This is a genomic window from Streptomyces sp. NPDC096136 (assembly GCF_044763325.1).
Lineage (GTDB): Bacteria > Actinomycetota > Actinomycetes > Streptomycetales > Streptomycetaceae > Streptomyces.
The window spans coordinates 128,128-149,378 of the sequence record NZ_JBIWFZ010000011.1 but is presented as its reverse complement, the minus strand read 5'-3'; the positions used below and the strand labels follow the sequence as shown (position 1 = coordinate 149,378).

The 21,251-nt window shown below is 70.9% G+C and carries 28 protein-coding genes; 22 read left to right on the top strand and 6 right to left on the bottom strand.

Annotated elements, in window-relative coordinates; all coding sequences use genetic code 11:
- Window positions 1-41: 41 nt before the first annotated feature.
- The 14 genes from ACIRBY_RS23225 to ACIRBY_RS23160 all read left to right on the top strand — a co-directional run bounded on the left by ACIRBY_RS23225 (window position 42) and on the right by ACIRBY_RS23160 (window position 11,738).
- Window positions 42-440, top strand: a complete 399-nt coding sequence (locus tag ACIRBY_RS23225) for a hypothetical protein (protein WP_403903270.1) — start codon at window positions 42-44, stop codon at window positions 438-440.
- 13 nt (window positions 441-453) lie between these two features.
- A complete protein-coding gene (locus ACIRBY_RS23220) occupies window positions 454-744 on the top strand; it encodes a hypothetical protein (protein ID WP_403903267.1) in 291 nt (96 codons plus the stop codon).
- A gap of 9 nt (window positions 745-753) precedes the next feature.
- Window positions 754-1,347, top strand: coding sequence for a head-tail connector protein (locus tag ACIRBY_RS23215; RefSeq protein ID WP_403903264.1), 594 nt, complete (start codon window positions 754-756; stop codon window positions 1,345-1,347).
- A 10-nt stretch (window positions 1,348-1,357) separates the two neighbouring features.
- Window positions 1,358-1,807 carry a hypothetical protein gene (locus ACIRBY_RS23210; protein WP_403903262.1) on the top strand — a complete coding sequence of 150 codons (450 nt, stop codon included), beginning with the start codon at window positions 1,358-1,360 and terminating at the stop codon, window positions 1,805-1,807.
- Window position 1,808: 1 nt separating this feature from the next.
- A complete protein-coding gene (locus tag ACIRBY_RS23205) occupies window positions 1,809-2,543 on the top strand; it encodes a hypothetical protein (protein WP_403903259.1) in 735 nt (244 codons plus the stop codon).
- 4 nt (window positions 2,544-2,547) lie between these two features.
- On the top strand, window positions 2,548-2,958 hold the full coding sequence (locus ACIRBY_RS23200) for a hypothetical protein (protein WP_403903257.1): 411 nt from the start codon (window positions 2,548-2,550) through the stop codon (window positions 2,956-2,958).
- Window positions 2,958-3,461, top strand: coding sequence for a hypothetical protein (locus ACIRBY_RS23195; protein ID WP_403903255.1), 504 nt, complete (start codon window positions 2,958-2,960; stop codon window positions 3,459-3,461). Before ACIRBY_RS23200 ends, ACIRBY_RS23195 begins: the two co-directional genes overlap by 1 nt.
- Window positions 3,462-3,470: 9 nt before the next feature.
- A complete protein-coding gene (locus tag ACIRBY_RS23190) occupies window positions 3,471-3,881 on the top strand; it encodes a hypothetical protein (RefSeq protein WP_403903253.1) in 411 nt (136 codons plus the stop codon).
- Between the two features lie 156 nt (window positions 3,882-4,037).
- Complete coding sequence (locus tag ACIRBY_RS23185) at window positions 4,038-6,362, top strand: phage tail tape measure protein (RefSeq protein WP_403903251.1); 2,325 nt, start codon at window positions 4,038-4,040, stop codon at window positions 6,360-6,362.
- Window positions 6,363-6,377: 15 nt separating this feature from the next.
- Window positions 6,378-9,722 carry a hypothetical protein gene (locus tag ACIRBY_RS23180; protein ID WP_403903249.1) on the top strand — a complete coding sequence of 1,115 codons (3,345 nt, stop codon included), beginning with the start codon at window positions 6,378-6,380 and terminating at the stop codon, window positions 9,720-9,722.
- 9 nt (window positions 9,723-9,731) lie between these two features.
- Complete coding sequence (locus tag ACIRBY_RS23175) at window positions 9,732-10,253, top strand: hypothetical protein (RefSeq protein ID WP_403903246.1); 522 nt, start codon at window positions 9,732-9,734, stop codon at window positions 10,251-10,253.
- Between the two features lie 64 nt (window positions 10,254-10,317).
- Window positions 10,318-11,247, top strand: a complete 930-nt coding sequence (locus tag ACIRBY_RS23170) for an N-acetylmuramoyl-L-alanine amidase (protein ID WP_403903244.1) — start codon at window positions 10,318-10,320, stop codon at window positions 11,245-11,247.
- A 15-nt stretch (window positions 11,248-11,262) separates the two neighbouring features.
- A complete protein-coding gene (locus ACIRBY_RS23165; RefSeq protein ID WP_403903242.1) occupies window positions 11,263-11,487 on the top strand; it encodes a holin in 225 nt (74 codons plus the stop codon).
- Window positions 11,484-11,738: a hypothetical protein gene (locus ACIRBY_RS23160; protein ID WP_403903241.1), complete on the top strand. Its 255-nt coding sequence runs from the start codon at window positions 11,484-11,486 to the stop codon at window positions 11,736-11,738. Before ACIRBY_RS23165 ends, ACIRBY_RS23160 begins: the two co-directional genes overlap by 4 nt.
- A 55-nt stretch (window positions 11,739-11,793) precedes the next feature.
- Here the strand turns inward: ACIRBY_RS23160 and ACIRBY_RS23155 are convergent, their stop codons facing one another.
- Both ACIRBY_RS23155 and ACIRBY_RS23150 read right to left on the bottom strand, forming a co-directional pair.
- Window positions 11,794-12,267, bottom strand: a complete 474-nt coding sequence (locus tag ACIRBY_RS23155; protein WP_403903239.1) for a hypothetical protein — start codon at window positions 12,265-12,267, stop codon at window positions 11,794-11,796.
- A 13-nt stretch (window positions 12,268-12,280) separates the two neighbouring features.
- Window positions 12,281-13,510: a helix-turn-helix domain-containing protein gene (locus tag ACIRBY_RS23150; RefSeq protein ID WP_403903237.1), complete on the bottom strand. Its 1,230-nt coding sequence runs from the start codon at window positions 13,508-13,510 to the stop codon at window positions 12,281-12,283.
- A gap of 152 nt (window positions 13,511-13,662) precedes the next feature.
- Here ACIRBY_RS23150 and ACIRBY_RS23145 point away from each other — a divergent pair, with 152 nt between their 5' ends.
- From ACIRBY_RS23145 to ACIRBY_RS23130, 4 genes are all read left to right on the top strand, one after another.
- The gene (locus ACIRBY_RS23145) at window positions 13,663-13,824 is read left to right on the top strand and encodes a hypothetical protein (protein ID WP_403903234.1); all 162 of its coding nucleotides are present in this window, start codon (window positions 13,663-13,665) and stop codon (window positions 13,822-13,824) included.
- Entirely contained in the window at window positions 13,817-14,023 is a 207-nt protein-coding gene (locus ACIRBY_RS23140) for a hypothetical protein (RefSeq protein WP_403903231.1), read from the top strand. The genes ACIRBY_RS23145 and ACIRBY_RS23140 overlap by 8 nt, the downstream gene beginning before the upstream one ends.
- Before the next feature lie 665 nt (window positions 14,024-14,688).
- Window positions 14,689-15,216 carry a glycine-rich domain-containing protein gene (locus tag ACIRBY_RS23135; protein ID WP_403903228.1) on the top strand — a complete coding sequence of 176 codons (528 nt, stop codon included), beginning with the start codon at window positions 14,689-14,691 and terminating at the stop codon, window positions 15,214-15,216.
- Window positions 15,217-15,441: 225 nt separating this feature from the next.
- Complete coding sequence (locus ACIRBY_RS23130; protein ID WP_403903226.1) at window positions 15,442-16,077, top strand: class I SAM-dependent methyltransferase; 636 nt, start codon at window positions 15,442-15,444, stop codon at window positions 16,075-16,077.
- On the opposite strand, the gene ACIRBY_RS23125 is transcribed toward ACIRBY_RS23130, so the two are convergent.
- Complete coding sequence (locus ACIRBY_RS23125; protein ID WP_403903223.1) at window positions 16,074-17,084, bottom strand: LuxR C-terminal-related transcriptional regulator; 1,011 nt, start codon at window positions 17,082-17,084, stop codon at window positions 16,074-16,076. The two genes, ACIRBY_RS23130 and ACIRBY_RS23125, sit on opposite strands and share 4 nt — an antisense overlap.
- A 135-nt stretch (window positions 17,085-17,219) precedes the next feature.
- Here ACIRBY_RS23125 and ACIRBY_RS23120 point away from each other — a divergent pair, with 135 nt between their 5' ends.
- Window positions 17,220-17,450, top strand: a complete 231-nt coding sequence (locus ACIRBY_RS23120) for a hypothetical protein (protein ID WP_403903221.1) — start codon at window positions 17,220-17,222, stop codon at window positions 17,448-17,450.
- Between the two features lie 53 nt (window positions 17,451-17,503).
- Here ACIRBY_RS23120 and ACIRBY_RS23115 read toward each other — a convergent pair whose 3' ends face one another.
- On the bottom strand, window positions 17,504-17,740 hold the full coding sequence (locus ACIRBY_RS23115; RefSeq protein WP_403903218.1) for a helix-turn-helix domain-containing protein: 237 nt from the start codon (window positions 17,738-17,740) through the stop codon (window positions 17,504-17,506).
- Window positions 17,741-17,991: 251 nt separating this feature from the next.
- Window positions 17,992-18,345, bottom strand: a complete 354-nt coding sequence (locus tag ACIRBY_RS23110; protein WP_403903216.1) for a hypothetical protein — start codon at window positions 18,343-18,345, stop codon at window positions 17,992-17,994.
- 62 nt (window positions 18,346-18,407) lie between these two features.
- Between ACIRBY_RS23110 and ACIRBY_RS23105 the strand changes: the two genes are divergently transcribed.
- Window positions 18,408-19,046: a PadR family transcriptional regulator gene (locus ACIRBY_RS23105; RefSeq protein WP_403903214.1), complete on the top strand. Its 639-nt coding sequence runs from the start codon at window positions 18,408-18,410 to the stop codon at window positions 19,044-19,046.
- A 191-nt stretch (window positions 19,047-19,237) separates the two neighbouring features.
- Window positions 19,238-19,930: a glycerophosphodiester phosphodiesterase gene (locus ACIRBY_RS23100; protein WP_403903211.1), complete on the top strand. Its 693-nt coding sequence runs from the start codon at window positions 19,238-19,240 to the stop codon at window positions 19,928-19,930.
- A gap of 69 nt (window positions 19,931-19,999) precedes the next feature.
- On the opposite strand, the gene ACIRBY_RS23095 is transcribed toward ACIRBY_RS23100, so the two are convergent.
- Window positions 20,000-20,539: a GNAT family N-acetyltransferase gene (locus ACIRBY_RS23095; protein ID WP_403903209.1), complete on the bottom strand. Its 540-nt coding sequence runs from the start codon at window positions 20,537-20,539 to the stop codon at window positions 20,000-20,002.
- A gap of 142 nt (window positions 20,540-20,681) precedes the next feature.
- Between ACIRBY_RS23095 and ACIRBY_RS23090 the strand changes: the two genes are divergently transcribed.
- Entirely contained in the window at window positions 20,682-21,239 is a 558-nt protein-coding gene (locus ACIRBY_RS23090; protein ID WP_403903207.1) for a DUF5134 domain-containing protein, read from the top strand.
- The last annotated feature ends 12 nt before the right edge of the window (window positions 21,240-21,251 follow it).

Here is a 21,251-nt window from a genome sequence, read left to right as displayed (position 1 = left end):
GCCCCCGTCCCCTGGGCCGCCCTGCCCGGATAGGAGACCTCGTGTCCACGTACAACAACACCTCCTTCCAGCGCAGCCTGTCCCCCGCCGCGCGCACCGACGGCACGGCCAACGGGGTGGCCGTCGACCGGGCCGTCAACGGCGGAATGCAGGACGCGGTGGTCCTCATCTCGACCGGCACGATCACCGACGGCTCGCACGCCGTGGCCATCCAGGACTCCGACGACGGGTCCACCGGCTGGGCGCCCGTGGCCGCCGCCCAGCTCCAGGGCTCGCCGCCCACGATCGTCGCGGTCAACGACGACACCGTATTCGAGGTCGGCGTCCTCGCCTCTCGGCGGTACCTGCGCGTCGTGGTCGTCACCTCCACCTCGACGACCGGCGGCATGCTCGCCGCGGGCGTCCTCCTCGGCTCCCCCCGCTACGCGCCGGTCCACTGAGAGGGGCACACCGATGCGCATCCGTATGACCGTCGAAATGTCCGGCACCCGCAACGGCGAACCGTGGCCCCGCCGCGGCGAGGTCACCGAGCTGCCCACGGCCGAGGCAGCACACCTCGTCGGGGCTGGCATCGCCGAGCGCGTCGACGACGTGCCCGCGGTCGAGACCGCGACTGCCCCGGCGGCAGAGTCCGCCCCGCTCCCGGACGCCGAAGCCGCGGGCATCCCTGCGGCCGAGGAACGGCGTGGACGGGGGCGGCCCCGCAAGCCGCGCGACGCGGACGGCAACATCATCCGAGAGTGAGGCGCGGCTGTGGCCAACGAGTACGCGGCCCTGTCCGTGCTCAAGCAGATGCTCGGCGTGGAGGACAGCGACACATCCCGGGACGTGCTCCTGACGTCTGCTCTGGCTGCGGCGTCCCGCAGCATCGACACCGCGACCGGCCGACGCTTCTACCTCGACCCCGTCGCCAGCCCCCGCACCTACCGGCCCGCCGACCGCACCGTCAACGACACTGGCGGCGCCCGGCTCCTCCTGGACGACGCAGGTGCCGACCCGGTGACGGTCGAGACCGGCTCGGCCGGAACGTGGACGGCGCTCAGCGACTACGAGACCGGCCCGGAAAACGCACTCGCCCGAGGCCGCCCGATCACCTCACTGATCCGTGCATCGGGCCGATGGGGCACCGGCCCGGCCCGGGTACGGGTCACTGCACGGTGGGGATGGCCGGCCGTACCGGACGAGATCGTGCAGGCCACCCTCATCCAGGCCGCACGCCTCTTCAAGCGCAAGGACAGCCCGGAGGGCGTGACCGGCTCCGCCGAGTGGGGCGTCGTCCGGCTTTCCCGGCGGGACCCCGACGTGTGGGGGCTGATCGAGCACTTCGTTTTGCCCGGCTTCGGATAGGGGGACGGCGATGCAGATGTCTGCCATCCGCGAGGCCATCGCGGCCGCGGCCCGCACGGTCGTCCTCCCCAGCGGAATCGGGAAGCTGACGTGCTTCGGGTACACGCCCGACTCGGTCCCGGCCCCCTGCTTCTTCGCTGCGGAGTACAGCCTCGAATTCGACAAGGCGATGGGCCGCGCGCTCGACGAGGCCGAGCTCACCTGCCGTGTCCTCGTCGGCCGCGCGGACGACGCGTCCGCGCAACGCACCTTGGACGCTCTGCTCGCCGGGTCCGGGCCCACGTCGCTGAAGGCGGCGATCGAAGCGGCCCGCGGGGCGCCCGGAGAGTACGCGCTCGGCGGCCTGGCCCACGACCTCCATGTGACCCGCGTGCAGGGCTACCGCTGGTACGAGCACCAGGGCACGCAATACGTCGGGGCCGAGCTGATCATCCGCATCATCGGCGACGGAAGGAGCTGACGTGAGCAAGTTCGTGCTGCTCAACTGCCGTCTGTACGCGGTGGGCGCGGACCTGACTGGCGCGTCCAACAAGATCGAACTGACCTCGGAGATCGAGGACAAGGAGACCACGAACTACCTCTCCGCCGGGTACAAGGAAGTCATCGGCGGCCTCGGCTCGGCCGAGGTGAGCGGCGAGGGCCAGTGGGAGGCCGGCGACTCGACGAAGGTGGACGACGCGATGTGGGCGCGCCTCGGCGGGGTCGGCCCCTGGACCACCTGCCCGGACGGCGCGGCCGTCGGCGACCTGGCGTACATCACGCAATGCCTCACCGCCAGCTACGCCCTCGGCGGCGCCGTCGGCGACGTCGCCCCGTGGACGGGCAAGGGCGCCTCGTCCTGGCCGCTCGTGCGGGGGCAGATGGCCCACCCGGCCGGCACCGCCCGCACGTCGACCGGCACGGGGACCGGGGTCCAGCTCGGCGCGGTCACCGCTGGGCGGCGGCTGTACGCGGCGCTGCACGTGCTGTCCGTCGCGGGCACCACCCCGTCCATCACGGCTCGGGTCGAGTCCGCGCCGAGCAACGCGTTCGCCGCGCCGACTACGCAGCTGACGTTCACCGCGGCCACGGCCGCCGGCGGCGAGGCTCTGCGGACCACGGGCGGCGCCATCACGGACACCTGGTACCGCGTGGCCTGGACCATCAGCGGCACTTCCCCCTCGTTCATGTTCGCCACCAGCCTCGGAATCAGGTGACCCCATGGCCAAGATGGTTCTTCTCTCCCAGTACCTCGCGATCAACGGGGTCGACCTGTCCGACTACACCCGCAAGGCCGAGCTGAGCGTCGAGGTAGAGGACAAGGACATCACCACCTACGGCAGCCTCGGATGGAAGGCTGTCCTGGGCGGTCTCAAGAGCGCGGAACTCGCGGTCGAGTTCCTCCAGGACGTGGCCGCTACGAAGATCGACAGCATCATGTGGCCGCTGCTCGGCTCGGTCGTGAGCTTCGAGGTCCGTGCTGATCAGGCCGTGGTCGGCACGTCCAACCCGAAGTACACGGGCAGCATCCTGATCAAGGGCTGGAACCCGATCGAGGGGTCGGTCGGCGACGAGGCGTCCGTGGGTGTGACCTTCCCGACGAGCGGCGCCGTCACCCGCGCCACGTCCTGATGGCCGGCGGCCCGCCGTTCGAGGTCACCGTCACGTACGACGGTCTCGACGCGCTCGCCCGGGCACTTCGCGAGGAGTCCGACGGGAAGCAGCTGCGCAAGGAGCTCGCGAGGAACATGCGCGAGGCGCTGAAGCCCGCGGCCGCTCAGGCCAAGTCCGGGATCATGGCGATGGCCAGCAGCGGCCCGGGCACCGCGCCCGCGCTGCGCTCTGCCATCGCCAAGAAGATCCGGCCCGAGGTCAAGCTCGGCGGGAACTGGTCCGGCGCCCGGATCAAGGCCTTCAAAACCCGCAACGTGCGCGGATTCGCCAACGCGCCGAAGCGCACCAACCGCGCCCGGGGCTGGCGCCACCTCACCTACGGCCGCGAGCCGTGGGTTCAGCAGCACGGCAAGACGCTGTGGTTCGACCGGGCCATGGAGGGCGACACGAACCGCTACACGGCCGCCGTGCACGAAGCGATGGAGTCGATGGCCCGGCGCCTCGCCGACCGGGCCAGATAGGGGACACCGATGTACCTGATCTACCAGCCGGATGGCTCCGACGAGCCCACCCGGTGGACGTACAACCCGAAGCGGCTGATGTCGGCAGAGCGGGAGGCCCTGGAGAAGCTGACCGGCCGGGACTTCTCCGACTTCACCCAGGCCGTCCTCAAGGGCAACGCGCTGTGCAGGCGGGCGCTCCTCTACATCTTCCTCAAGCGGGACCACCCGACCACGAAGTTCACCGACGTCGATTTCGCCTGGGACGAGCTGTCCCTCGAGCACACCCGCGGGGAGCTCCAGACGATCCGGGACCAGGCCGCCGAGCACGCGGCTCCGGAGCAGCGCGACGCGATCCTGGCCGGCCTCGACGCGGAGATCGCAAAGCTGCCCGAGGACCCCGAGGGTTCGGGAAAAGCAGAGCTGCCGATCGTCGCCTGAGACGTCTCGGCGACGCGGCCCACCTCCTGGGCATCCGGCCCTGGGAGTGGGGCCTCCTCGACGTTGAGGAGGCCGAGCATGTCCACGCCTGGCTTGACAGCTACGAGCAGGCCCAGCGCGATGCGAACGAGCAGATGAAGAGAGGCAGGTGAACCCGTGGCCTCGGACACCTCGCTCGTCTTCAATCTCATCGCCCGCGACCGGGCGTCCGGCGTCATGGACAAGGTGTCCGAGAAGTTCACCGCGAGCGCGGCCGCGATCGGCGCCGGCGTCGGGGCGGCGCTCGGAACGGGCATCGCGGCGAGCCTCGACACCGGGGCCGCGAACGCCAAGCTCGCGGCGCAGCTGGGTGTGGGCTCGGAGGAGGCCGCGCAGCTGGCCGAGGTGTCCGCGCACGTGTACGCGGGCGCGTGGGGCGAGTCGACCGCCGAGGTAAACGAGGCGATCAAGGGTGTCTACCAGCAGATCGGCGACACCAGCGATCTCCAGGGCGGCCTGGAGGGCGTAACCACGAAAGTGATGGCGCTCGCGCAGACCTTCGATCAGGACCTCGGCGGAGTCACCAAGGCCGTCGGCCAGATGATCAAAACGGGTCTCGCGAAGGACGCGAACGAGGCGCTCGACATCCTCACCCGCGGGTTCCAGTCCGGCGCCGACAAGGCCGATGACCTGCTCGACACCATGAACGAGTACGGCGTCCAGTTCAAAAAGTTCGGCTTGGACGGGCAGACCGCAACCGGTCTCCTCTCCCAGGGCCTCCGCGCCGGCGCGCGGGACGCCGACCTCGTCGCGGACGCGATCAAGGAGTTCAGCATCCGGGCCATCGACGGGTCGAAGGGCGCCTCGGACGCGTACAAGGCTCTCGGGTTGGACGCCGACAACATGATGGCGAGGATCGGTAAGGGCGGCGACAGCGCCAAGGCGGCGCTTCAGCTGGTGCTGGATCGCCTGCGGGGCATCAAGGACCCGGTGGCCCAGTCCGCGGCGGCCGTCGGGCTGTTCGGCACGCAGGCAGAGGACCTGGGGCGGGCGTTGTACGCCCTGGACCCGAGCAAGGCCGTCGACGCGCTCGGGAACGTGACCGGGGCAGCGGACGACATGGCCAAGACGATCGGGGACACTCCGGCGGCCGCGCTGGAGAGGTTCAAGCGCGAGACCATGGTCAAGTTGACCGAGGTCGGCGGGGTGATGGTGAGCTTCGCGATGCAGCACCAGGGCGTGTTTCAGCCGCTGGTGTACACGCTGCTCGGGCTGGCTGCGACGGTCCTCGTCGTGCGGGGCGCCATGATGGTCTACTCCGCGGTGTCCACGATCGTGGCCGGCGCGAACGCGATCATCTCGGCGTCCACCTGGACCGTGATGGGGAATTGGCTGCGGATGTCCGCGATCGGTCTCGGCGCGTACGTACAGATCGCCGCGGGGGCCGTGGCCTCGGCAACGACCACCGCGGCCGCGTGGGTCGGCTCGGCGCTGACCTCGATCGGCACGTGGGTCCTGGCCGTCCTCCGCGCCGGGGCGGTGGCCGCGATGCAGTTCCTCCTCATGGCCGCTCGCGCGGTCGCGTGGGCGGCGGTGATGGCGGCCCAGTGGCTGATCGCGATGGGCCCGATCGGCTGGATCATCATGGCCGTGGCGGGGCTGGTCGCGCTGATCGTCGCGTACTGGGACCAGATCAAGGCGTGGACGGGTGCGGCCTGGGATTGGGTCTGGCAGAAGATCCAGAGCTTCGTGAACTTCGTGATCCAGCTGTTCATGAATTTCACCCTCGTCGGGCTGATCGCCTCCCACTGGGAATCGATCAAGTCCACGGCGGTGGCTGCGTGGGACGGGCTGATCGCGTGGATCCAGGGCATCCCAGGGATGATCTACAACGCGTTCCTCAACTTCACCCCGATCGGGCTGATGATCAAGCACTGGGACGCGATCAAGGCAGGCGTGCGGGACAAGGCGCTCCAAATGATCATCTTCATCGCGACTCTCCCCTCGATGATCAGCCAGAAACTCGCCGGGCTCGGAGGGCTCCTCGTCGACAAGGGACGCGACCTCGTGAGCGGCCTCTGGCGCGGCATCCAGTCCATGGGCGCCTGGCTCCGCTCCACCCTGATCGGCTGGGCCCGCAGGCTCATCCCCGGACCGATCGCCAAGGCCCTCGGCATCGCGAGCCCGTCCAAGCTGATGGCCGACCAGATCGGCCAGTGGATCCCGGCCGGTGTCGTCGTCGGCATCGAGTCCCGCCAGGGCGACGTTGACGACGCGATGTCCGGGCTCGTCCAGCCGCCCGCTTCCGGGCTCGCGGTGAGCGCCGGCCAGCAGATGGGCGGCGCGGGCGCGGCTCCGCTGATGCGGCCCGGCTTCGGCACCACCCCCGTGACCGTCCGCCTTGTCGTCGACAGCACTGTCGAGTCCGCGTTCGCCACGGCGATCCGCAAGTCCGTCCGCCTCGTCGGGTCGGGCATCGTCCAGACCGCGTACGGCCAGTGAGAGGAGCCGCCCCCGATGGCGTTCCCCCAGACCCCGCTTGACCTCCTCGCCGAGATGCAGATCGGCGGGGTGTGGACGGACATCACCGGGGACCTGTACGCCCGGGCCCCGCTGAGCATCCAGCGGGGCCGGCAGGACGAGGGCGCCCGCGTGGACCCGGCGCGGGCCTCGTTCCAGCTCGACAACCGGCAGAACAAGTACAGCCCCAAAAACCCGCGCAGCGCCAACTACGGGCTGATCGGGCGCAACACCCCAGTGCGGTTCTCGGTCCCCGCAGCGGAGTCGTACCTCGCGATGGCCGGCGGCCCGGGCGACGCGATATCCACTCCCGACCATGCCAGCATCGACATCACGGGCGACATCGACATCCGCATCGAGGCCACCGCCCGGTGGCAGGAAAGCGGTCCTCAGACCCTGATCGGGAAATGGGGGACCGACGGGCAGCGCTCCTGGATCCTGCGATTCCAGGGCGGCACTCTGTTCTTCGTCTGGTCGCCGACGGGCCTGTCCGCCGACGCGGTCAATGCGAGCTGGCCTCTGCCGCAGCTGCCGCGGCGCGCGGCGCTGCGGGTCGTCCTCGATGTCGACAATGGGTCGTCCGGCCGCACCGTCACGCTGTACACGTCCGACTCGCTGGCCGGAACCTGGACCGCCGTCAGCAGCGTCACGGCCGCCGGCACCACGTCCATCTTCAACAGCAGCGCGGCCCTCGAAATCGGCCCGACGCAGGTCGTGTCCTCCCTTGTGACCCGGTCCCCGTTCCGGGGCCGTCTGCACCGAGCCGAGGTCCGATCGGGGATCGGCGGGTCCGTGGTGGCCGCGCCGGATGTCCGGGCCCTGTCCGCAGGTACTACCTCCTGGTCGGACTCGGCCGGCCGCACGTGGTCCGTCGCCGGGGCCTCGGTCATCACCGCGCGGGAGTACCGCCTCTACGCGGAGGTGTCCTCCTGGCCGCCCCGCTGGGACGAGTCCGGCCGGGACATCTACGTCCCCGTCGAGGCATCGGGGATCCTGCGCCGCCTGGGCCAAGGTGCCAAGCCGCTCGCGTCCCCGCTGCGGCGGCGCATCTCCACGCTGATCCCGCCGGTCGCGTACTGGCCGATGGAGGACGGCCGCGACTCCACGCAGGCGTACAGCCCGGTCCCCGGGGTGGCTCCGCTGGCCACGACCGGCCTGGACTACGCCTCGGCCGACACGCTCACAGGGTCGGATCCGCTCCCGAAGCTGACAGCCTCGGCAAGCATCCTCGGCGTGGTCCCGGCGTACGCGTCCACCGGGGAGTGGATGGTCGGCTGCGTCTACAACTGGGCCGGGCCGCCCGCCAGCATCACGCCCTTGCTCGATTTCACGACCACCGGGACCGCGCAGCGGATCGTGGTCTGGGTCGACAGCACGGGCGCCTACCTCTCTGGGTACTCGGCGGCCGGCGGGTCCAGCCTCTGGGACATCGCCCTGCTGACGGCCGGCTACAACTTCTTCGGCCGGTGGAACCGGCTGGAGGTCACGGCCACCCAATCCGGAGGAAACGTCACGTTCCACCTCGGCTGGGTCGACGTGAACGGGATCCGGCAAGCGGGCGAGACCACCGTCGCGGCGACGGCCGGCATCGTCACCGGGATCAGCACCGTGTACACGGCTCAGACCGAGGGTGTCGCGCTCGGCCATCTCGCCGTCGTCCCCAGCAGCACCACCGCGTACGTCAACGTGTACGAGGGCGCGGACAACGGGTGGATCGCCGAGCACGCCGGGGCCCGGGTGCTGCGGCTGTGCACCGAGGAGGGAGTCCCTGCGTCCGCCGACGAGGCCGACACCGCAATGGGCCCGCAGCAGTCGGCGACGTTGCTGTCCCTGCTCGGCCAGTGCGCGGACTCCGACCTCGGTGTCCTGCACGAGGACCGTGAGCGCCTCGGACTGAGCTACCGGGCGCGGAACCAGTTCTACAACCAGCCGGTGGCGCTCACCCTCGACTACGCCCAGAACGGGCACGTCGCGCCGCCGCTGGAGCCGGTGGACGACGACCAGCGGGTACGGAACGACATCACGATCACCCGGGACAAGGGGTCCGCAGCCCGCGCGGTAGCCACCACCGGGCCCCTGTCGGTACAGGCCCCGCCCAACGGGGTCGGCACCTACAACGAGGCGCAGACGCTGAGCCTGGCCTCCGACAGCCAGCCGGCGGACATCGCGGGCTGGCTGCTGTACATGGGCACCTGGGACGGGGCCCGCTACCCGACCGTGCACATCAACCTGGCCGCGGCGCCGAGCCTGATCCCCGCGATCGTGATGCTGGAGGTCGGGGACCGGATCCAGATCGTCAACCCGCCGTCCTGGTTGCCCCCGGGTCCGATCGATCTGATCGTCGAGGGCTACACCGAAACGATCGGGCATCCCAACAGCTGGGACGTCGTGCTGAACTGCTCGCCGGCCGGGCCGTGGAATGTGGCCGTCGCCGACGTGGCCAGCTACGGGCGGGCGGACACGGACGGGGCGATCCTCGGCCTGGACGCGACCTCGTCGGCGACGACGCTGCTCGTCCACACCGCGCAGACCGTGGACAGCAGCAACCCACGGTGGACGCAGGACCCGGCCGAGTTCCCGTTCGATGTGCAGCTCGGCGGGGAGGTCGTCACCGCGACCGCGGCCGCCTCGCTGGCCGAGGACACGTTCGCCCGGACGGTCGCCGCGGGCGGCTGGGGCACGGCATCCGACGGCCACACGTACACGGTGACCGGCGGGACCGGGTCCGAGCGGTCTGTCTCCGGCGGGCTCGGACTGATCACCGCGACGTCGAGCCAGACCACGCTGCGCATGCAGACCGTGGCCGAGACGTGCGCGGACACGGAGATCCGCTGCACGGTGTCCGTGAACGCGGTCGCGACCGGGGCGAGCATGGTCACGTCGCTCGCGATGCGCTGGTCGAGTGCCAGCTCCTGCTACCGCGCCCGCGTCGAATGGGGCGTGGGCGGGACAATCGGCTTGTCAGCCGTGGTCGGGAGCACGCTGATCGACACGTCCGTCAGTACCAGCCTCGCCTACACCGCAGGCCAGCAATACGAGGTGCGTATCAGGCTGATCGGGCACCGCATCCTGATGCGCATCTGGCCCACCGGGACGATCGAGCCGGCCGGATGGCAACTCGACCGGACCGCGATCAGCGGCACGATCGCGACCGGTCAGGTCGGCATCGGGGGTGGTGCGTTCTCCGGGAACACCAACGCGACCACGGAGTACCGGTTCGCGAACTGGACGGTCCTGTCCCCGCAGCGCATGACCGTGACGCGCTCGACGAACGGCATCACCAAGGCCCAGCTCGCGGGGACCGACGTCCGCCTGGCGCAGCCGGCGGTCACCAGCTACTGAGGAGGCCACGTGCCCTACCCCGTCATCTCCGCGGGCCAGCGCATCACTGCTGGCCTGCTCACCTCGATGCTGCCGGCACCGGTCGTCAAGCCGGCTGATGAGCTTCGGACCTCGACCACCACGAACAGCGGCGACGCTCACCTCCTCGTACCGGCCGCCGCGAACGCGACGTATCTCGTTACAGGGATGCTGCTCTACTCGGCGCGTACCGACACGGACATCAAGATCGGCTGGACGGGACCGGCCGGCTCGTCGATGGACTGGATCGCACACAGCCAGTCGCAGGACGGGACTGGCGGCATCGCTGCCGCCGGCGTGGTGGTCGACAAGCAGTCCATTGGCGCGACGTCGTTCCCGCTCGGCGGGTTCGGCGCGGAGAACACGACGATCATGACCGCCCCGCTGTGGGGTCGGCTCGTGACCTCGGCCACCGCGGGCACGCTCCAGCTCAACTGGGCCCAGCGCGTTACGAACGCGACGTCCAGCATCATGCGCGCCGGCTCCTGGATCCTCCTCACCCGCGTCGCCTGACCCTGCCCCACCCCGCACGCCCCGCGCCGCCGGTCGGGGCGTTTCTCATGCCCTGGAGGCCCTGATGGCCGATCCCCTGTCCGCCGACGCTTTCCTCGCCGCGCTGCGTGCGGAGGGCGTCAACGTCGTCGAACACGACGGCTGGCGTACCCACAACCGCAACCACAAGGGCCCCTGGGGGCCCGTCCACGGAGTGGTGGTCCACCACACCGTCAGCAGCGGCTCCGCATCCACGGTCGCCCTCTGCCGCGACGGGTACGACGAGCTCCCCGGCCCGCTCTGCCACGGCGTCATCACCAAGGACGGCGCCTTCCACCTGATCGGCTACGGGCGCACCAACCACGCCGGCGGCGGAGACCCCGCGGTGCTCCAGGTCGTCACCGACGAGTCGTACGGCGACCGCCCGCCCGGACCCCACTTCGGCAACTCCGACGGCACCGACGGCAACCGGGCGTTCTACGGCTGGGAGTGCGAGAACCTCGGCGACGGCCGGGACCCCTGGCCGGACGTACAGCTCGACACGATCGAGCGAGCGTCGGCCGCGGTGTGCCGGGCACACGGCTGGTCCGCGAAGTCCGTGATTGGGCACCTGGAGTGGTCGGACGACAAGTCCGACCCCAAGGGCTTCACGATGCCGTGGATGCGCGACCGGATCGCGGCCCGCCTCGGCAACACCCCCACGGCCCCGCCGGCCACCCCGGCGCCGACGGTCTCGGTGTCCCTGTCCCGGCTGATCGCCGCGGCGAAGGCCGACCCGCCGAGGGCCGGGACCCCGGTCAGCTACTCGGGGGTGAAGACGGTGGAGGACGCCCTCGTCGCGGAAGGGCTGCTCGCGGCCGGGCTGGCGGACGGCCACTTCGGCACTGCCACGGTCACCGCGTACGCGAAGTGGCAGCGGCGCCAGGGCTACAGCGGGCCGGACGCGGACGGGATCCCCGGCCGCGCCAGCCTCGTCGTGCTCGCCGCCCGCCACGGATTCACCATCACCAGCTGATCAAGGAGATCGCTCATGCCCCGTCTCATCGCCGACATCGTCGAGCGCACCATCGCCACCTACGCCGCGACCTTCCTCGGGCTGCTCCTCGCCGACGGTTTCGACCTCACGAGCCTCGGCGCTCTGAGGGCGGCCTCGATCGCTGCGCTGCCGGCCGCCCTGTCCGTCGTCAAGGGCGCGCTCGGCCCGCTGGTCGGGGACTCCGGCACCGCGGGCTGGCTGCCCCGGAGCGGCGGGTGAGCCCTGAGGAGTCCACCCGGGTCGCGGTCGAGCTGGCGGAAATGAGGGGCGAGATCAGGACCGGATTCGCCGAGCTGCGCGGCGACCTGAGCCTCGCCCTCCAGCGCACCGACCAGGCCGAGGCGGACATCGACGCACTCGAACAGCGCGTCGAGGCCCTGGAGCGCGCCCGCTGGCCGCTCCCCTCGATCGCCGCCGTGACCGCTGTGGCGGGACTCGGACTCACCCTGTACCAACTCGTCGCGAAGTAGGACCACGTGCCCCCTCTCGCCCTCGGGCGGGAGGGGGCGGTTTCTGCATGCCGGGCTAGCGGCTGGCGCCCTCGGGCCAGAGGACGCGCGCGGGAACGCCCGTTCGTTCGGCGTAAGCCACCACGTCGGCTGTGCCTCCGTAGCCCCAGGCCGGCTTTCCGTCCCAGACAGCCAGCAGTTCATCGACCAGACCGACGAGAATCTCACTGCCGGCCATGTGCGCCGCCGAATCCGAGGTGGACATTCCGGTCCGGTGGACTTCAGCGGCCCGTGTCAGGAGCTGGTCGTACACCGGCCAGTGCTCCTCGGGCAGGCCTTCGCGGTACTCCTCCGCTGGGATCACCACCTCCAGGCGCGCGCCACGGCCGAGGACGTACTCAGCGAACCAGGCGTCGGGGCCGTCTGCGATGCAGGAAACGCCCACCAGATCGATTGGGTCGTACTGGCTGACTGCTGCTTCGAGCAGCGCACGAACTTGGCCCTCCACCTCCGTGCTCAGTCCTCGGTGACCGGTGATTCCCACACGCATTCTGTGCCCTCCCCTACAGGTAGACGTCGTGGAGCTGCTCGTCGAAGTCGCGGACCACTCTGGGCGGTGAAGCGGTTCGGTACGAGCGTCGGACCGCGCGGGCACGGTCCACGATCCGCCCGGAACGGTACTGGACGCCGGTTTCCAGGGCGCGAAACGCCATCGCGAAGGCGGCCTCAACGCGGCCGGCTGCCAGGTGTCCCGCGGCGATGTCCAGGACGAGTAGCGCGCGTTGCTTGGCGTGCCCGGTTGCCAGGACTTCCGTGTCAGCGTCAAGAACCCAGCCGGGGAGTCCCAGCCGGGCCCCACAGGCGACACGCGCCGCAGCAACCTTGGCCTCGTTGAACTGGAACACCCAGGGCCACGGGGCGCCTTCCTCCGACTTCAGTCGTGTTGCCAGTGACCGGCTCCTGGTCAAGGCTCGGTCGGTCGCCGCCTCGTCTCCTGCGGCGGCGTGGGCCAAGGCTTCGACCGATGACAACCATGCGTCCGCGACCGCGGGCTGGCGCTCGTCCAGGAATCCCCGGGCTTTCCGCGTCCAGCTGAGTGCCTGCGCACCGTTACCAGCGTCCGCCTCAAACTGCGCCATGCTACCCGCCTGGTAGGCAGCCAGCAGAGGGTCCCCTGCGGCGCGGGCCGCCTTGATCGCAGAGCCGTACCAGCTCCGGGCCGACCCGTGATCGCCCATGTCCCACGACAGCCAGCCCACCAGGCTCGCCGCCTCACTCCCGACGGCCGCGAGCCGCGCTCGTTGCTGGTCGTCTCCAGCCGCCCGGCTCACGGTCTGCACAAGCCGCAGATGCGACTGCACCGCTTCCGACAGGTCACGTGACGGGGTGGCTCCGTCCAGGCGCCGGTATGACGCCGTGCCCAGCCTCAGGGTTGCAGCCTGTCCGACACCCTCACCCGGATCGGGTAACGCTGGGAGCGCTGGGGCAACTGCGGCGGCGGCCAATCCTCCTATGAAGCTTCGTCGTTCCATGTCGTACCCATCTCGTACTGCTGCGTCCGCGAGCCCTACGAGGGAGGCGGGGACACCCAGGTGCGCCGCCATCTTCGCCAGGACGTCTGTCGCGTACGCCCCGGGCCCGCGCTTCTCCAGCCGGGAGACTGCCGACTGCGACAGCCCGCAGGCCTGTCCTAACTGGGTCTGCGTCAGCCTCGCGCCTTTGCGGACCAGCTCAATGACCTTGCCGTAGTCCTTGGCCCTGGACGCTTCTCTGACTGCCGGCGTGATGCTCAACGTGCCCCCAGTCTTGGGTTTCAATCGCTGATTCGCGTGCCCGTACCCGCCGCGCGCATATCCGTATGCGCATGCCGCATCGGAGATGGTCCCACGCCAGCGCCCGGCTGTTGACTGGTCTCACCACCCGCTGACGACAGTAGGGAGCCACCGTGACCAGTCCGATTCCCCGTGCTGTGATGAGCCTGGACACCCTCGACACCCCGGGCGCCACCACGGCCCCGGTCGCCTTGCCCAGCCCGGACCTGCTCGACCGGGCCCGCGCCGGCTGGGAGCACTTCCTCGTCACGGCGAGGGAGACCTCCGTTGAGTGAACGGTACGAGTACCAGCCTCACCGCCTGCTCCGGCAGCGCGTCCGTGACATCCCGTCCGGCGCCGAGGGCGTGCTGATGGCCGTCATCACGGAGGACGTCTCGCCCAACGGGATCCCGCACTGGGTGGACCTGGCCTACATCCGGAACAAGTCCGGCCGCGAGTTCACCACCGCCGTCGGAAACATCGAACCCGCGTGAACCCGTGCGCTGAGCTGCACTGGCACGCATACGCCTACACCAGCCCGCCCGGAGCCACCCCGCACCACAACGTCGAGGTTCTCGACACAGACGAGTGGCTGAAGCGCCCAGCGTCGGAAATCGTGGCCACGTTCCTGGAGCCCGAGGCAGCGGCCACGTGGATGCGCCAACAGCTCGTCGCGTACCCACCGTGGTCGGAGGGCGCACACGGCTACGTCCACGCAACGCTGTTCACCCGTCAGTACCTCCACATCGATCAGCACCAGGCGCCATGGGCCCGCTACCTCGACCGGCGTGATCGGGTCGTCGTGCGGTATCTCGCCCCGTGCCCGCGGCCGCGGCCGCCCTCCAGGCCGGCCGAGCTCTACCCCTGGGAGAAACCCGCTCCGCCGTGCCCGCTGGCCGAGCCCGAGTCGTAAGGCCCTCAACCCCCCGCAGGACCGCGCCGTTGGGTTCCAACGTCCGGCGGCGGGCCCTCCTCCCTGCGCGCCGGCGCACAGCCCCCAGCCGCCTTCGCCCCGCGGGGGCTGTGTCCCGGCCCGCAGGGCCGACCAGCACCACCCATGGCACACAACCAAGGGAGAAGCATGTCCACTCCGGCCCCGCCCCCGCCGTGCAGCAGCAAGCCCCACACCCCTCCGACACCCGCACAGACAGGAGGCACCATGACCCTCACGCTCGAACCCGGCGTCCGCGACGCCCGCGCCCTGCTCAACCCGGACGACTTCATGGCCGTCACCGCGACCGTCGCCAAGGACAACCCCGACATGGGGTGGACGATGGCCGAACGAGTCGTCGTTGAGGGCCTCAAGTTCGTCGCCGTCGCGGCCGACGGCACGGAGCGCGGCATCGCGCCGTCGCGTGTCGTCGACGAGGGCTGGCACGCTCTGATCCTGCACACCGCCATCTACAAGGGCCTGTGCGAGCGCCTCGGCGGGTTCGTCCACCACTACCCCGAACCGCCGGACTCCGGCCGCTACGACCCGGAGTTCATCGACCGCACGATGGCCGCGATCGAGGCCGCCGGATTCCCCGTGGACCAGGAACTGTGGCGGGGCCCGGACAACGGGATCGTGGAGGTGTCGGCGTCCTGCCAGCACGCCCCGAACTGCGGTCCCATCCAGCCGATGCCCACCCCTCAGTGCCTCCCGGACCCGCCCCCGCCCGCGCCCAGCGCGCAGCAGACCGCCTGAACGCTAGGCTCCACTCCGATGGGAGGACTCATGCAGGAGTGGACAGACCCTCGGTACGCCGAGCTCGTCGACGTCTGGCGTGAGACGCAGCAGCCGACATCCCGCGACCCGGAGGAACGCCCGGCGCGCGGATTCATCACGCAGCCGCCGTCTCACGACTGACCGCAACCCCGGGCCCGGCCGCCTCGTGCGGCCGGGCCCCTTTCCTCTGCGGAGTCCCCCTCCATGACCACCGAGTCCAGCTGGGACAACTACGCCCGCCTCACCCCCGCCGACCTCCCGGGCCCCCCGCCTCCGTTCAGCTGGACCATCCACCGCGGGCACGGTCCGGGCGCCGAGTTACTCGAAGTCGACCCGGGCGCCAACGTCCTGGAGCTCGGGTGCGGCCAGGGCGACCGTCTCGCCGCCCTGGCCTCGGTGGGCGTGCATGCCGTCGGCGTCGACATCTCCGCCGTGCAGGTAGCGGCCGCGGCCGCCCGATGGGGGCCGGCGCTGGAGCTCCACCAGGCTGACGCCGTCCACTTCCTGCGCCACACCGCGGCCGAGTACGACGCCGTGTACTCGGCGTACGGCGCGCACTGGTTCACGGACCCGGACGTGCTCCTCCCTGCCGTCCGCGCCCGCCTGAGACCCGGCGGCGTGCTGGTCCTGGCGCACCTCGCCCCGGGGGGGCGCTTCGAGACCCACGGCCCAACGGCCAAGCGCCCCGACGCCGGCACGGTGCTCCGCTGGGAGGGGGAGGCGTACCAGTGGGCCAACCTGCTCACCGACCACGGGTTCCTAACCCCCTCCGTCTGCACCATCCACCCGCCTCACCGAAGCCCGGCAGCACCGACCGTCGTACTCCGCAGCTGGGGCTAGGCCGAACGGCATACGCCACTGGTGCCGTTCCCGGCCCACTGCTGCGAGGTCCGCTCCAGCCACCGCCCGTACCAGATCATCAGCTGGAAGGTGCTTCGGAGGCCGAGCCGCTCTCGGGCCTCCGCAAGGCCTCGATTCACCAACCTGTCGCTGATCCCGAGCCGCCGGCCCGCACTGTCCTGGGATTCGCCTGCGTGGAGCTGCTCCAGGATGTCCATCTGTCGATCGGTCAGTACGACCTCATCGGCCACGGCCACGGCCTGAGCCCACGGCATGGCGTTCTCCCAGTAGATGTCGAAGACGTTCCGGGCCCACATCACGGAGCTCCGGTCTGCCACGTGCCAACCGCTGTGGGCATCGGGTCTGCGGGTGACGTGGTCGTCGACGAACAGGCTCTTCTGGTCCACGATGATCATTCGCGGGAATCGGCCAGTCATCGCCCGCACCTCCCCACCCGCCTCGATCAACGCGGCCACATACGCCTGCGTGGAGCGGTCGGCCGCCGCCGTGGACCGATACAGCAGCCGGAGGGTTGCGCCGCGCTCCAGCGCCGCCAGGGACCGGTCATTGCCCAGCTTCCGGATCGCCGGGTCCCGGTCCGCGGGGAGGGCCGGCTGGGCCGCGAGCAGCTCGACGGCGGCTTTGCCCGTGATGGTTCCGATCCGGTCGTTCATCAGGCTCGGGGTGGGGAGGAACTCAGAGCCCATGTGGTCGAACCGGCGGCTGTGCTCGTAGCTGGGCGCCAGGCCCTCCAGGACGGGGATGGCGGCCAGGCGCTCCAGGCTGGCCGTCAGCTGGGCGTGCTCGGCTTCCAGGAGCCGCTGTATCGCGGCCCGAGGGTCTGTGGCGATGTGGGATCCCGCGTCGTACGGGTCGTCATCGACCAGCCCGAGGCTGGCGAGGCGGCTGAGGTCGGTCTCGGCTGGCAGGTGCTCGCCTGCGGCCAAGGCTTTGTAGTGGGCCTGGTCTTCGGTTGTGAGTTCGTGCGGGTCCTGAGAGTTCGTCACTGTGCACACCTATCCCCCTATTTGCCGTGTGCGGGATCCCGAAGTTCGGGTTCCCGAAGCGGTCAAGCCCTTGGATCGTGGCATGTGCTGGTGGCACGCTACATCTATCCGTAGCGCTGCGGAGAGGTGTTCGATATGTTCCACGGCATCACCGAAAGGACCGGTATGCGAAAGATCTTCCAGGTCACGGCCACCGCGCTCCTGACCGCCTCGGCACTCATCGGCACCGCGACGCTCGCGTCCGCCGACCCTGAGCCCAGCGTCAGCGGCGACGTGCAACAGATCGATGTCGGATGGGGCTCCGCGCCGGCCGCGGCTCCCCAGCCGACTCCGACCGCCACCGCCAGCGACGTTGGATGGGGGTAATGATCGAGTAACGCCGAATCAGAGCCCCGGTCGCACTCCGCATTCGACCGGGGCTATTCGCGTACCAGCTCGGCCAGCGACAGGCCGAGGGCCGCAGCGATTTGAAGCAGGACGCTCAGGGTGGGGTCCGACATCGCATACTCGATCCGGTGCACCGTTTTGAGGTCGATCCCCACGCGCTGGGCCAGCACCTCCTGAGTGAGGCCGGCATCCGCCCGTGCGTCTCGTACGCGCGCGCCGATCACCCGACGGCGGGCCAGGACCCAGGCCGGGGGCAGTTCTCTCGACACCCGTACACGTTGTGATGATCTTGCGTCATTGTCTTTACCTGACCAGGTAAATCTAACGATCTCGCACACATACCGGCCAGACGACCGAAAACCATTGCGCCAGCAGCTTCAACAAGTTGTGCTACTGACAGACCGACCGCATGACGATCCAGGGTGATGACGTGCACGACGAGCCGGACCCCGAACCACCCCTCCCCCCACTGACGCTCACGCAGCGAGCCCGGGTCGACGCCGCCACGCGCGCGCTCGCCTCATCGCGTATCGCCGACCTTGCGGCCCTCGACGGTGCGGCCTCCATCCTCATGATCGAGAGCCTGCGAAGCGCCCTTGACGATGCCCTGCGGGTGCTGGACGAAGCGACCCAGTAGACTCACGGACCGCCTCCCCGGCGCCTGAAGTGGGGGCGCCCGCCGAGTCGAACGTATGCGCAGTGAAATTTTCTCGGGTGCGCTCATGTGGGCGTACCACTTCAGCGAGTGGTGCTCGACGGCCCAGATCCGGTCGAATCCCATGCGTTCGGCGAAGACCGCCTGCTCGACGCAGTCGCGGATGACCTGGTGCTCCCGCTCCACGGTGGGGTCGGCCAGCTGAGCCTCGAAGATCACGGAGAATTTCAACGATGCCTCCAGAGATGCGTTCCGTGCCCGGACTTGCTTCGATCAGGAATATGACTAGTAGTCATATCGCCAACAAGCAAGACCTGCCGCCGACCGCCTGGGCGGTTCTGGGCCTGCTGTCCTTCCCCGGCGAGCGGACCGGCTACGAGCTCAAGAAGTGGGCGGACTCCTCCCTCCGCTTCTTCTACTGGTCGCCCGCCATCAGCCAGATCTACGCCGAACTGCGGCGGCTGGAGGAGCTCGGGTACGCCTCCTCCGCGCGCTCGGGGCCGGAGGAGGTCCGCGCCAAGCGCCGCTACGCCATCACGGACGCCGGCCGCGGGGCCCTCGCGGGCTGGGCGGCGGACACCGCCGAGGCCGGGCCCCCCGTGCTCAAGCACGGGCTGCTGCTGCGGATCTGGCTCGGACACCTGTCGGAGCCGGAGCGGCTGCGCGCGATGGTCGCGGACCACCTGGAGCGCACCCGGGGCGAACTGGCCGCCGTACGGGAGGCCATGGCGCACGCGGCGGACGTGCCGGAGTGGGCCTTCCCCGCCCTCGCCCTGCGCTGGAGCGAGCGCCAGCACCTGGCCGAGCTGGAGCTGGGCGAGGCCCTGCTGGAGGACCTCGCGGAGGCCGGCCGGCACGCGGGGGCGCACCCCGGGCGGGCGGGACGTCAAGCCGGCGGGGACGCGCCCACCCCCGGGTGACGCGGCGGGGCTCCCCGGGCCCGCCGCGGGGCTCACGGCCCCGGCGGGAAGCGGGTGGACGGCTTCCGCAAGCCCCCTGCACGCCCGGTCCCAACGCGCGCGGTGCGCACTAGCATGCGTCCTCACCGGGCGCGGCCGGTCGGGACACCGCGACCGCGCCGGGAGCCGCCGTCGACGGAAGCGAGAGAACCTTGACTTTCCTCACCATCGGTCACCGCGGGGTCATGGGTGTGGAACCGGAGAACACCCTGCGGTCGTTCATCCGGGCGGAACGCTGCGGGATGGACGTCATCGCGCTGGACGTACGCCTCAGCAAGGACGGCGCCCTCGTCGTCCTGCACGACGCCGAGGTGGACCGCACCACGGACGGCGCGGGCGCCGTCGCCGACCTGACCCTCGCCGAACTGCGCGAACTGGACGCCGGCCTGGGCGAACGGGTGCCGGTCCTGGAGGAGGTGCTGGACGCAGTCCGGCTCCCGCTCCAGGTGTCGGTCCAGGATCCGGCCGCGGCCGGGGCGCTCGTGGAGCTGCTCGCGCGCGAGGACCTCACCGCCCGGGTGGAGGTGGCCTCGGGCGACGCGGAGCTGCTCGGCGAGGTCGCCCGGCGGGCGCCCGGGGTCCGTACCGCTCTGCACGTGGAGCGGCCCGTCGCGGACGCCGGGGAGCTGGTGGCGTCGGCCCGGGCGGCGGGGGCCTCGACCGTCGCGGCCGACATCCGCCTGCTCAGCCTGGAGGCGGTGGAGGCGGCGCACGCGGCCGGGCTGCGGGTGACCGGCTGGACGGTCAACACCCTGGACCGGCTCCGGCTGGCGCGCGCCCTCCAACTGGACGGCGCGGCGACCGACTTCCCGGAGATCCGCAGCACCGGCCGGTTCACGGCCTGAGCCTCCCCGGACCGCCGGGGCCGTGCCCGCCGTCCGGGCGCGGCCGCGGCGGCCGGGGCGCCCCGGCCGTCAGAGCGCCTTGACCAGCAGCTCGAAGGCCAGGTCGTCGCGGAGCGGGATGCCGAAGCGCTCGTCCCCGTAGGGGAAGGGGCTCAGCTGGCCGGTGCGCCGGTAGCCGCGCCGCACGTAGTAGGCGATCAGCTCCTCCCGCACGTTGACCACGGTCATCCGCATCTCGGAGACCTTCCAGTCCTCGCGGGCGCGGCGTTCGGCCTCGGCCATGACCTCCTTGCCGAGGCCGGCCCCCTGGAGCCCGGGCCGTACGGCGAACATGCCGAAGTAGGCGTGGTCGCCCCGGTGTTCGAGCTGGCAGCAGGCGACGAGCTCGTCCCCGCGCTCGACGACGAGGAGTGTGCTGTCCGGGTCCGCGATGATCGCGCCGACCCCGCTCGGGTCGGTGCGCTGGCCGTCCAGGTAGTCGGCCTCCGTCGTCCAGCCGGCCCGGCTGGCGTCCCCGCGGTAGGCGGACTCGACGAGGGCCACCAGGGCGGGCACGTCCTCCTCCACGGCGCTGCGGAAGCTCAGGGCGGCGGGCTGGGCGGTGGACATCGGGCGCTCCGTTCGGTACGGCGGCAGAGCAGCGGCATATGACATGCCGCCGGGGTCGCAGAGAGCCTATCCCGGTCCCGCGTGAAGGGGGTGTGAGCAGGGCATCCCTTCCCGTGACGCCGACGAACCGGGAGGTTCCGCCGTGCACGGATCCGCGACGCCGCTCTCCGCCTCCGCCGCCTCCGCCTGGCTGCTGGTCCTGCTCTGCGCCGCGAGCGGTGCGTACTGCCTGCTGCGGGTGCGCAGAGCGGACCGCCGGGCCCGCGGCACGGCGGCCGGGGAGGCCGTGATGGGCTTCGGGATGGCGGCCATGGCCGTGCCCTCGGGCACCGGGCCGTGGGGGCCGCAGATCCTCCTCGCGGTCTGCTGCGGGGCCTCGGTGCACGCGCTGTGGCTGCTGCGCGGCGGGGGCCACCACGCGCACCACCTGGTGGGCACGCTGGCGATGGCGTACATGGCGCTGTCGGCGACCGCCGGGCACGGACACGGCCGGGCGGGTCTCCCGCTGGTGACGGGGGCGCTGCTCCTCTACTACTCCGGGTACGTGCTGCTGGGCGGGGCCCGGCTGGCGGCCGCCGGCGGCGCGCCGTACGCCGCGGCCGGCCCCGGGGGCAGGGGGGCCGACGGGGCCGGGGAGCTCGTCCGGGCCTGCCGACTGGCCATGGGGATGGGGATGTTGGCGATGCTGCTGAGCATGTGACGGCCCGTCGGG

Bases quoted from the DNA above. Each gene is read 5' to 3' on its own strand.
- ACIRBY_RS23220 (WP_403903267.1), top strand. From the start codon at position 454: ATGCGCATCCGTATGACCGTCGAAATGTCCGGCACCCGCAACGGCGAA.
- ACIRBY_RS23210 (WP_403903262.1), top strand. From the start codon at position 1,358: ATGCAGATGTCTGCCATCCGCGAGGCCATCGCGGCCGCGGCCCGCACG.
- ACIRBY_RS23200 (WP_403903257.1), top strand. From the start codon at position 2,548: ATGGCCAAGATGGTTCTTCTCTCCCAGTACCTCGCGATCAACGGGGTC.
- ACIRBY_RS23195 (WP_403903255.1), top strand. From the start codon at position 2,958: ATGGCCGGCGGCCCGCCGTTCGAGGTCACCGTCACGTACGACGGTCTC.
- ACIRBY_RS23190 (WP_403903253.1), top strand. From the start codon at position 3,471: ATGTACCTGATCTACCAGCCGGATGGCTCCGACGAGCCCACCCGGTGG.
- ACIRBY_RS23180 (WP_403903249.1), top strand. From the start codon at position 6,378: ATGGCGTTCCCCCAGACCCCGCTTGACCTCCTCGCCGAGATGCAGATC.
- ACIRBY_RS23170 (WP_403903244.1), top strand. From the start codon at position 10,318: ATGGCCGATCCCCTGTCCGCCGACGCTTTCCTCGCCGCGCTGCGTGCG.
- ACIRBY_RS23165 (WP_403903242.1), top strand. From the start codon at position 11,263: ATGCCCCGTCTCATCGCCGACATCGTCGAGCGCACCATCGCCACCTAC.
- ACIRBY_RS23155 (WP_403903239.1), bottom strand. From the start codon at position 12,267: ATGCGTGTGGGAATCACCGGTCACCGAGGACTGAGCACGGAGGTGGAG.
- ACIRBY_RS23135 (WP_403903228.1), top strand. From the start codon at position 14,689: ATGACCCTCACGCTCGAACCCGGCGTCCGCGACGCCCGCGCCCTGCTC.
- ACIRBY_RS23130 (WP_403903226.1), top strand. From the start codon at position 15,442: ATGACCACCGAGTCCAGCTGGGACAACTACGCCCGCCTCACCCCCGCC.
- ACIRBY_RS23120 (WP_403903221.1), top strand. From the start codon at position 17,220: ATGTTCCACGGCATCACCGAAAGGACCGGTATGCGAAAGATCTTCCAG.
- ACIRBY_RS23105 (WP_403903214.1), top strand. From the start codon at position 18,408: ATGACTAGTAGTCATATCGCCAACAAGCAAGACCTGCCGCCGACCGCC.
- ACIRBY_RS23095 (WP_403903209.1), bottom strand. From the start codon at position 20,539: ATGTCCACCGCCCAGCCCGCCGCCCTGAGCTTCCGCAGCGCCGTGGAG.